The organism is Rheinheimera sp. (genome assembly GCF_020217005.1).
Taxonomy (GTDB): Bacteria; Pseudomonadota; Gammaproteobacteria; order Enterobacterales; family Alteromonadaceae; genus Pararheinheimera.
Genome location: NZ_JAIWOI010000251.1, coordinates 1 through 10,000, shown reverse-complemented (window position 1 = coordinate 10,000; position 10,000 = coordinate 1). Strand labels below are relative to the sequence as shown.

10 protein-coding genes are annotated in these 10,000 nt (G+C 47.8%); 2 read left to right on the top strand and 8 right to left on the bottom strand.

The features are described 5' to 3' along the window. The 8 genes from LDL40_RS12290 to LDL40_RS12255 all read right to left on the bottom strand — a co-directional run. The coding region (locus tag LDL40_RS12290; RefSeq protein ID WP_300995671.1) for a hypothetical protein at window positions 1-324 on the bottom strand (324 nt) is incomplete at its 3' end. Window positions 325-431: 107 nt separating this feature from the next. Continuing rightward, window positions 432-1,193 (bottom strand): SDR family oxidoreductase, encoded by a 762-nt coding sequence (locus tag LDL40_RS12285; protein ID WP_300995670.1) that lies wholly within the window; start codon window positions 1,191-1,193, stop codon window positions 432-434. A 4-nt stretch (window positions 1,194-1,197) separates the two neighbouring features. After that, window positions 1,198-2,106 (bottom strand): 3-hydroxyisobutyrate dehydrogenase, encoded by a 909-nt coding sequence (gene mmsB / locus LDL40_RS12280; RefSeq protein WP_300995669.1) that lies wholly within the window; start codon window positions 2,104-2,106, stop codon window positions 1,198-1,200. A 1-nt stretch (window position 2,107) separates the two neighbouring features. Next, window positions 2,108-3,259, bottom strand: coding sequence for an enoyl-CoA hydratase/isomerase family protein (locus LDL40_RS12275; protein ID WP_300995668.1), 1,152 nt, complete (start codon window positions 3,257-3,259; stop codon window positions 2,108-2,110). Between the two features lie 10 nt (window positions 3,260-3,269). Beyond that, window positions 3,270-4,043: an enoyl-CoA hydratase gene (locus LDL40_RS12270; RefSeq protein WP_300995667.1), complete on the bottom strand. Its 774-nt coding sequence runs from the start codon at window positions 4,041-4,043 to the stop codon at window positions 3,270-3,272. Window positions 4,044-4,245: 202 nt separating this feature from the next. Then, window positions 4,246-5,403, bottom strand: coding sequence for an acyl-CoA dehydrogenase family protein (locus LDL40_RS12265; protein WP_300995666.1), 1,158 nt, complete (start codon window positions 5,401-5,403; stop codon window positions 4,246-4,248). Window positions 5,404-5,581: 178 nt separating this feature from the next. Next, window positions 5,582-7,078, bottom strand: a complete 1,497-nt coding sequence (locus tag LDL40_RS12260; RefSeq protein ID WP_300995665.1) for a CoA-acylating methylmalonate-semialdehyde dehydrogenase — start codon at window positions 7,076-7,078, stop codon at window positions 5,582-5,584. Between the two features lie 234 nt (window positions 7,079-7,312). Next, complete coding sequence (locus LDL40_RS12255) at window positions 7,313-8,497, bottom strand: acetyl-CoA C-acyltransferase (protein ID WP_300995664.1); 1,185 nt, start codon at window positions 8,495-8,497, stop codon at window positions 7,313-7,315. A gap of 281 nt (window positions 8,498-8,778) precedes the next feature. On the opposite strand from LDL40_RS12255, the gene LDL40_RS12250 reads away from it, so the two are divergent. Both LDL40_RS12250 and LDL40_RS12245 read left to right on the top strand, forming a co-directional pair. Continuing rightward, window positions 8,779-9,186, top strand: a complete 408-nt coding sequence (locus LDL40_RS12250) for a MerR family DNA-binding transcriptional regulator (RefSeq protein ID WP_127026520.1) — start codon at window positions 8,779-8,781, stop codon at window positions 9,184-9,186. Between the two features lie 85 nt (window positions 9,187-9,271). Then, window positions 9,272-10,000: acyl-CoA dehydrogenase family protein (locus tag LDL40_RS12245; protein WP_300995663.1), on the top strand; the 729-nt coding region annotated here is incomplete at its 3' end.

Genomic DNA, 10,000 nt, shown 5'->3' with positions numbered 1-10,000 from the left:
CAGCACTACTTTGCCAGAACTACCGATCACCTGTAACAACCCAGACTCATGCACCAAATAACGAATACGGCCATTCTTGAACTGATAGCCTAAAAAACGACATGGCGTGACACCATCAGCACATAAGCTATGCCAGGCCGTGCCTTTTAACTCGATGCTGGCGCCCGATACTTTAGAGGTGCCTTTGTATAATACCTGCTGGCACTGCACTTCGCCTTCAGGACAAAGTTGTTGAATTTCAACGGTATAATTGGGAGTATCCAGTTGCTGTGCAGAGGTAAGAACAGAGGCCAAAAGCAGCAAAGGCAGGAGAATAAGTTTCATTGGTGAGATCCTGTAAAACTGAAAATGGGGTCAGATCTTTGAAAATGGGGTCAGATCACATTATTTTTTGATAATGTGATCTGACCCCATTTTGACCCCAATTTTACTTACATACTAATGCCGCCATCCACTTCAACCACACGACCTGTGAAGAAATCATTTTCAAAAATGTATTTCGCTGTATGCGCAATTTCTGTAGCTTCGCCTAAACGCCCAACTGGCTTCATCGCCACTAAACGGTCGCGGGCTTCAGGTTTCATCGCGTCCGTCATCGCAGTACGGATCACACCTGGTGCTATAGCGCCAACACGAATACCATAACGGCCCAACTCTCGAGCCCAGGTTACAGTCATAGCCACTACACCAGCTTTGGAAGCAGCATAGTTGGTTTGGCCCATATTGCCTGCACGGGCTACGCTCGACATATTGATAATCACACCTTTACGGCCTGATTTCACCATCAGAGCCGCTGCTTCACGGCCACATAAAAACACGCCGGTTAAATTCACATCAATCACAGACTGAAACTGTTGATGCGACATTTTGCTGACCAGCTCACCGTCTTTGAATTTCAGCAATAAACCGTCACGCAAAATACCAGCGTTGTTGATCAGGCCATCGATAGCACCAAAATCTGCAGCAATAGCAGCAAAAGTGGTTTCAACACTTTCTTCATTGGCAACATTGCATACATAACTGCGCACAGTCACACCGCTGGCTGACAACTCGGCCTGAGCTGCATTCAGCTGCTCTGCATTCATATCCAACAAGGCTAAATGGCTGCCTTCTGCGGATAACATCCTGGCCATTTCTAAGCCCAGGCCCTGAGCGCCACCTGTGACCACTATAACTTTATCTTTTAAATTCATTTAATTAACTCTTATTTTTGCCAAACAGCTGAAAAATGCCTGAGAAGTCTTCTTTACCATGCCCCTGACGCTGATGCGCCACATAGAGGCTACGGGCTAAAGTGCCCATAGGGGTGCTGGATTGACTGGACAGCGCAGTTTCAGTGGCTAAGGACAAATCTTTGGCCATTAAATCCACCATAAAACCGCCCTGATAACCATTGCTCGACGGCACATTAGGCATCACATCGGGACATGGATTATACAATTCCAGAGTCCAGTTACGGCCAGAACTTTTCAGCATAATATCGGACAATACTTTCGGATCCAGGCCATTGTCTATGCCTAGTTGCAGCGCTTCACTGGTCCCCACCATCAAAATAGACAGCAGCATATTGTTGCAAATTTTCGCAACCTGGCCTGCCCCTATATCCCCGGCATGAAACAGGTTTTTTCCCATAGCCGACAAGACTGGTTGAGCGCGCTGGAAGTTTTGTTCAGAACCACCGACGATAAAAGTCAGAGTGCCAGCTTTCGCACCACCTACTCCACCTGATACAGGGGCATCGATAAAGGCTATTCCCTGCTCTGCCAGTTCGGCTCCCACTTTGCGTGCTGTGGTGGCATCAATAGTGGAGCAATCCATCACCAGCGCAGTTTTACTGATGAAAGGCGCTATACCTGACTCGCCTGTGTAGGTCATAGCCACATGTTTGCCAGCTGGCAACATAGAGATGACAAAATCTGCCCCTGTCGCCGCTTCTGCCGCCGAAACACAGGCTTTTGCACCTTCAGCTGCCAGTTGAGCCAAAGCTGTTTCGGATAAATCAAAAGCCTGAACCTTAAAACCTGCTTTTAATACATTGCTGGCCATTGGGCCGCCCATATTGCCTAAACCAATAAATGCAACCGTTGCTTGAATAGTAGCGCTCATATTAATGCTCCAGCGAACCTAAATGTTGTAATGGATGTAAGTCAGCAGCCCATGGCGAATGAAATAGCTGATTAATCACATCAGCGGGCACGTCAGACACAGTTTTGTAGCGCCAGTTTGGCTTTTGGTCTTTATCAATCAGCAGTGCACGTACCCCTTCGGTAAATTCGCCCAGTTTGCCGCACTGCACGCTTAGGCCCAATTCCAGACGGAACGAGTCCGCCAGAATTTTGCTTTGGCCAAGTTGCAATAAGCGATACACAATATGAGCGGTAATAGGGCTACCGTATTGCAACGAGGCTTTGGCTTTGGTGAGCCAGGCATCTTCATTTGGCATGGCCAGAATCAGCTCTACAGCCTGCTGCAGCGAGGTTGCACGCCCCACTGCACTGATAGAGGCCTGATGCAGACGAATTTGACTCGGTGGCATCTGATTGCGGCACATCTCTTCCATGCCGAGCAACAGGTCCGTCAGTTTCTGGTGATTCAGCGCTATGGTATTACCCCATTTCACCTGAGTTAATTTATCCAGCACAGCAGCTTTTTTATCATGAGTTAAAAAATGGTCGGCTAAATCAATCAACTTGGCATCGGCTGAATTGATGGATGCACCCGTTAACCCCAGAAACAAACCGCACCCCTCCGGCATACGATTTAAAAACCAGCTGCCACCAACATCAGGGTATAAACCTATGGCCATCTCTGGCATAGCTATACGACTGGTCGCAGTAACAATGCGATGCGAAGCGCCCGCCATCAGGCCTAAACCGCCGCCCATCACTATGCCATTACCCCAGACCAGCACTGGCTTATCGAAGGTATGGATCAAATAATCCAAATTGTATTCTTTAGTGAAAAAGTCTTCGACATAAGGCTGGTAGCTATCGGGAGCTGCTTTCATGGCCTGATATAAATCGCGGATATCACCACCGGCACAAAAGGCTTTATCACCAGTGCCTTGCAGTACAACCAAGGCTATGTTGTTGTCATTTTTCCATTGTTGCATTTGTGGCAGCAACAGCTCCACCATAGCTAAACTCAGGGCATTCAGTGATTTTTCTGAGTTTAAGGTCGCTATACCAATAATTTTGCCGCCAACACAGGCGATTTCTTCAAACAGCACCACATCTTGCTGGCTCATGCTTTCAGTCATGTTTTGCACCTTATCCATTTACCCAGCTGGCTTTGCGTTTTTGTAAAAAGGCCTGCACCCCTTCGACCTGATCCTGGGTATCAAATAACTTCACAAAAAGCTCACGCTCTAAAGGCAAGGCACTGTGTACTGGCGCACTACGACCTTTTTGGATCAGTTGTTTGCAGGCAGCCACTGCTGGCGGGCTTTGCTCTGCTACTTTATCAGCCAGCAGTAAAGCCACTTCCAACGCCATGCCTGTGCCTACCACTTCTTCGACTAAACCTATCTGTAAGGCTTTCTCTGCGGTTACACGTTCACCACAGAGGATCATACGTTTAGCCCAGCCTTCACCGACCAATATCGCCAGATTCTGAGTACCACCTGCGCAAGGCAATAAACCCACTTTGGCCTCAGGCAACGCCATTTGCGCCTGAGTTTCAGCGATACGTAGATCACAGGCTAACGCGACTTCCAGACCACCGCCCATGGCATAACCATTAATGGCGGCAATAGAGACGCCACGAAAAGCCGTTAAGGTTTCAAAAGCTTCACCAAAAATAGCAGACATGTCTGCAGCAACAGCTTTGTCACCAGAGGCAAACAGATTTAAATCTGCACCTGCAGAGAAGAATTTTTCACCTTCGCCAGTGATCACTAAGGCGTAGATAGTTTTGTCCTGTTCCAAAGATTTTACCGCATCACGCAGTTGAGTTAAGGTCTCTTTGGTCCAGGTATTGGCAGGAGGATTTGCCATGGTAATTAAAGCGGTATGGCCGCGTTTTTCGAGTTTGAGTTGTGCCATAAAATCTCCTTTTTACCGAATTTGATCGGTTAGCTTTTTACCGATAATTATGCGCGCTATACCCGCAAGTAATTGGAGTTGCAGCGCGACGGCAAGCACAACAAACCCCAGGAGCAAAGTTTACCTATGTGACTGGGGCGTGCTTTTTATCTACAATCAGGCAGCCAACAAAGCTGCGGCTTCAAGTACGACGGGCCTAGAGTTACAGGATGTCGTTGGCTGCTTCGTCCAGTAAACGACGACCAATAATCAGTCGCATAATTTCATTGGTGCCTTCCAAAATCTGATGCACCCGCACATCGCGGAAATGCCGCTCCAGCGGATATTCTTTGATATAACCATAACCACCGTGTAATTGCAGCGCCTGATCACACACCTGGAAACCCACATCTGTGGCAAAACGTTTCGCCATAGCACAGTAAGCTGTTTTTTCCGGATCGTCAGCATCCAATTTAAAAGCCGCTAAACGTACTAACTGACGGGCAGCGACTAATTCGGTGGCCATATCTGCCAGTTTAAACTGCAACGCCTGAAAGGCAGCCAGCGGCTTACCAAACTGCTGACGTTCCAGCATATAGTTACGTGCTGTATTTAAGGCTTGTTGTGCTGTGCCGATAGAGCAAGTGGCGATATTAATACGACCGCCGTCTAAGCCTTTCATCGCAAAGCCAAAACCTTCCCCTTCGTTACCAAGCAGGTAATGAGCCGGAATACGCACATTATCAAAAGTAATTAAACGGGTTGGCTGGGCATTCCAACCCATTTTCTCTTCGGCTTTGCCGTAAATAACGCCTTGCGCATCCGCTGGTACGATAAAAGCTGAGATGCCTTTGGGACCGGCTTCGCCAGTGCGGGCCATCACCACTAAAACTTCAGTTTCGCCAGCACCAGAGATAAACATCTTGGAGCCGTTTAATAAATAGTGATCGCCGTCTTTTTTTGCGTTGGTGCGTAAAGAAGCAGCATCTGAACCTGAGCCAGGCTCAGTTAAACAATAAGACGCCAGCTTTTCGCCTGTGACTAACGCAGGACACCACTGGGCTTTGGCATCTTCAGTGCCCCAGCTGGCTATCATCCAGGTCGCCATATTATGGATGGTTAACATGGCCGTTGTGGCCGTACAGCCCATCGACAGCTGTTCAAAAATAATGCTGGAATCTAAACGGGATAAGCCCATACCGCCTTGATCTTCAGGCGTATATAACGAACAAAAACCTAATTCTCCGGCTTTTTGAATAACGTCTTTTGGAAAATGATGTTCGCGGTCCCACTGTGCCGCATGAGGCGCCAGTTCTTGTTCAGCGAATTGTTTAGCGACCTCCACAAAGGCCTTTTGATCATCTGTTAAATTAAAATTCATCACATCACCCTGAGGTTTTAGCAGAGCAGTGTCTGGTGCACTGTGATCTTTCTGCCACTTTGGTCTTCATGCGTTTTATACGCATTTAATCTGGCTTGGTTGTTTGCCTAAAGGCTTTTTATTCATAAAGCGTTCTGCTTCTGACACAGAGCAAACAGAACGCTTTTCTGCTGCTGAATTAACGCAGGTTAATCGACATATTAGGGCCTGACACCGGAATAGAGTCGTCAAACCAACGGGCGGTAATGGTTTTGGTTTCTGTGTAGAAACGCACAGCTTGTTTACCATAGGCATGTTGGTCACCGTAGAAGGAACCTTTCCAGCCTGTGAAAGAGAAAAATGGCAGAGGCACAGGAATTGGAATATTAATACCGACCTGACCTACTTCAATTTCATGTTGGTATTTGCGCGCTGCTGCACCGCTGGCGGTGAAAATAGAAGTACCGTTGCCATATGGGCTGTTGTTCACCAGCTCAATGGCTTCATCCAACGAAGCGGCATTCACTGTGGCCAGCACTGGACCAAAGATCTCTTCTTTGTAGATGGTCATATCAGGTGTGACATCGCTAAATACAGTAGGACCCACCCAGTTGCCGTTTGGATAGCCCGCCACTTTGATATCTGAGCCATCCACTAAACAAGTGGCGCCTTCGACTTTGCCTTGTTCAATTAAGGACAAAATACGTGCCTTCGCCTGAGGGCTGATTTGTGGGCCGTAGGCAGCTTCAGGGTCAGTGTAGACCCCAGGACGAACTTTAGCTATGGCAGCGGCCACTTCTGGGATCCACTGCTGCGAATCACCGACAAAAACAGCCACAGAAATCGCCATACAACGCTGCCCTGCAGCACCGACTGAAGCACCAACCAGGGCATTGATCACTTGTTGTTTATTGGCATCTGGCATCACCACCATATGGTTTTTGGCACCCGCAAAAGCCTGCACCCGTTTTAAATGGTCAGTACCTGTTTTGTAGATGTACTGGCCGACATTAACAGAGCCAACAAAAGAAATCGCTTTGATGTCCGGGTGACGTAATAACACATCCACCTGTTCTTTGTTGCCATGCACCACCTGCAATACGCCTGCAGGTGCACCAGCTAAAGCAAAAAGCTCTGCGATTTTATTCACTGTCATCGGATCTTGTTCAGACGGCTTCAGAATAAAAGTGTTACCGCAGGCAATAGCCATAGGGAACATCCACAGCGGGATCATAGCCGGGAAGTTAAAAGGCGTAATACCAGCACACACACCTAAAGGTTGAATGTAGCTGTAGGTGTCAATGCTGCGCGCAACGTTTTCCACCGTCTCGCCCATCATTAAAGAAGGAATATTGGCGGCTTGTTCCACCACTTCAATACCACGCCAGACGTCACCTTTGGCATCTTCCACTGTTTTGCCTAATTCGCGGCAAATAATCTCAGCAATTTCAGCCTGATGCTCTTTTAGTAAATGCGCAAAACGCATCATTAAACGGGCACGTTCTGATACCGGCACTTCTTTCCAGCTTTTAAAGGCTTCTTTGGCGGAGGCAATGGCAAAGGCCATTTCATCTGCGGTAGAGCAAGGCACCTGCGCTATCACGTCCTGAGTGGCAGGATCGGTCACCGGAATAAAACGCTCGGACTTGGACGGGACAAATTCACCGTTGATAAATAACTGAACCTGATGGGCCATGATACTTCTCTCCCCTTTATAGCCTTCGTCCTTGGCGCTGCAGCGGCGTTGACTGCGCTTCTCGCCCCAGTCACATAGACTGCTATGCTCCTGGGGTCTCGCTCGCATGCCGCCTTGCTGCAACACCAATTACTTTGGCTATTTGTTGTTAAATTAAACCTGTTGATTTGAATATATTTTTTATTAAATTTTCAAAGCAAAAGGCGCAGTTTTTACCGCGCCTCTTTTTATTTATTACGGCAGCTCTACCGCTAAAGCCACAGCTTCGCCACCACCTATACATAAAGTAGCGATACCACGTTTTAAACCACGGGCTTTTAGCGCGTGAATTAAAGTCACTAGAATTCGGGCACCTGAAGCACCGATAGGATGACCTAAAGCACAAGCACCGCCGTTGACGTTGACTTTGTTGACATCCAGCTTCAGCTCTTTAATCGCCAGCATAGTCACCATGGCAAAAGCTTCGTTAATTTCCCACAGATCCACATCAGAAGTTGCCCAGCCCAGTTTGGCTAACAGTTTAGTCACTGCACCCACTGGCGCTACAGTGAATAGCTCTGGTTGCTGTGAATGCGTGGCATGGCCCACCACATGAGCCAATACGGTTTTGTTTTGTGCTTTGGCATCCTCAGCACGCATCAGTACTAATGCAGCTGCACCGTCAGAAATAGAGCTGGAGTTGGCCGCAGTGATAGTGCCGTCTTTGGCAAAAGCTGGTTTTAAGCTTGGGATTTTGTCGACTTTGGCATTACCAGGTTGCTCGTCTGTGGCAAAAGTCACTTCGCCTTTACGGGTCTGGAAAGTCACAGGGGTGATTTCTTCAACAAATGCACCAGAGCTGATCGCCTGCTGTGCACGGGTTAACGACAACACGGCGTACTCATCCATCTGAGTGCGGCTAAAATCATGCTCGTCAGCCGTTTTCTGGGCAAAACAACCCATGGCTTTGCCATCGTAGGCGTTTTCCAGACCATCCAGCATCATATGATCTTTGACTTCAGCATGGCCCATCCGCATGCCAGCACGGGCTTTTGGCAGAATATAAGGAGCATTTGACATAGACTCCATGCCGCCTGCAACGACGACATCCGCAGAACCTGCACGCAACAAATCAGTGGCTAACATCACAGATTTTAAACCTGAACCACAAACTTTATTGATGGTGGTTGCACCTGCAGATAAAGGTAAACCTGCTTTTAAGGTAGCTTGACGAGCCGGAGCCTGACCTAAACCAGCTGGTAATACGCAGCCCATGATGACTTCACTTACAGCTGAGCCATCCACAGCGGCTTGTTCTACTGCAGCTTTGATAGCTTGTGCACCTAAATCAGTGCTGCTGACGTCAGACAAGCCACCTAAAAATCCACCCATTGCCGTTCTTTTGGCTGCCACTATGGCAATTTTTTCGTGCTGCGCCATGTTCATTTCTCCGTCGTTCAGAAGCATGATGAAAAAGTTGGGCCTCACACTACACCAAATTTACGTTTACGCCAACGTCAACCCACTAACACTATGGTCCTATGACCAGTGAAAGGTTCAGAAAAATGCACGCTCTGCAGCCGTCTTTTGGCACCTTAACTTTACAACGGTCTGGTCCAACCTGCCTCCAGCCCTTATTTGACGTGAACACAGCTTTACCTTTACGTAAACTTCACTTATAGTTGTCGCCACTTTAGCCTAAGGCCAGAATGACAGCCCAAATGACAGAAAAAGACGACAAAACCTACAGCATCAGCGAGCTGGCAAAAGAGTTTGATATCACCACCCGCAGCATTCGTTTTTACGAAGATCAGGGCTTATTAACCCCTCTGCGTCAGGGCCAAACCCGTATTTACAGCCGCAGAGACAGAGTACGGCTCAAACTGATTTTGCGTGGCAAAAGGCTGGGGTTTAGCTTGTCGGAAACAGGTCAGTTATTCGAGCTGTACGATGCAGACAAAAGCAGCGTGACTCAATTGAGCACCATGCTGAAACTGATAGAACAGAAAAAAGCTGAGCTGCACCAGCAGATGGACGACATCAAAGTAGTACTGATGGAACTAGTGACAGTGGAAAAACGCTGCCGCGAAACTCTGGATCAGGCCAAGCAAGTCAAAGAACCGAATTAAATAAAAACAAATCAAACAGAAACCAAAGTTGTTGACGTTGCAGACAGGCAACCTGAGACAAAAAGACAAACGGGGATAGACCGACATGATTAGCACATACAAAACATTAAATTACGATCTGGGTGAAACCGTCGATATGATCCGCGAACAGGTCAACAGCTTTGCCCGTGATGAGATTGCGCCTCGTGCTGCTCAAATCGACCATGACAACGAGTTCCCAAATGACTTATGGCGCAAATTTGGCGATCTGGGTTTATTAGGTATCACTGTAGACGAACAATACGGTGGTTCAGGTTTGGGTTACCTGGAACATATTGTCGCTATGGAAGAAATCAGCCGTGCTTCTGCTTCAGTGGCTTTATCTTACGGCGCGCATTCGAACTTATGTGTCAATCAAATAGCCCGTAACGGCAATGAAGCACAAAAACTAAAATACCTGCCGAAGTTGTGTTCTGGTGAGCATATTGGCGCTCTGGCTATGTCCGAACCTAATGCTGGTTCTGATGTAGTATCGATGAAGTTACGCGCCGACAAACAAGGTGACCGTTACATTTTAAACGGCAACAAAATGTGGATCACCAATGGTCCGGATGCCCACACTTATGTGATTTACGCCAAGACCGACATCAATGGCGGCTCTAAAGGCATGACAGCTTTTATTGTTGAACGTGGTTTTAAAGGTTTTAGCCAGGCGCAGAAACTCGACAAGCTGGGTATGCGCGGCTCGAACACTTGTGAGCTGGTATTTGAAGACTGTGAAGTACCGGAAGAAAACGTGTTAGGCACAGTTGGCTCAGGCGCCCGCGTTTTAATG

Excerpts from the sequence above, each read along its gene's own strand:
- LDL40_RS12265 (WP_300995666.1), bottom strand. The coding sequence starts at position 5,403 with ATGAATTTTAATTTAACAGATGATCAAAAGGCCTTTGTGGAGGTCGCT.
- LDL40_RS12255 (WP_300995664.1), bottom strand. The coding sequence starts at position 8,497 with ATGGCGCAGCACGAAAAAATTGCCATAGTGGCAGCCAAAAGAACGGCA.
- LDL40_RS12270 (WP_300995667.1), bottom strand. The coding sequence starts at position 4,043 with ATGGCACAACTCAAACTCGAAAAACGCGGCCATACCGCTTTAATTACC.
- LDL40_RS12275 (WP_300995668.1), bottom strand. The coding sequence starts at position 3,259 with ATGACTGAAAGCATGAGCCAGCAAGATGTGGTGCTGTTTGAAGAAATC.
- LDL40_RS12250 (WP_127026520.1), top strand. The coding sequence starts at position 8,779 with ATGACAGAAAAAGACGACAAAACCTACAGCATCAGCGAGCTGGCAAAA.
- mmsB (WP_300995669.1), bottom strand. The coding sequence starts at position 2,106 with ATGAGCGCTACTATTCAAGCAACGGTTGCATTTATTGGTTTAGGCAAT.
- LDL40_RS12285 (WP_300995670.1), bottom strand. The coding sequence starts at position 1,193 with ATGAATTTAAAAGATAAAGTTATAGTGGTCACAGGTGGCGCTCAGGGC.
- LDL40_RS12260 (WP_300995665.1), bottom strand. The coding sequence starts at position 7,078 with ATGGCCCATCAGGTTCAGTTATTTATCAACGGTGAATTTGTCCCGTCC.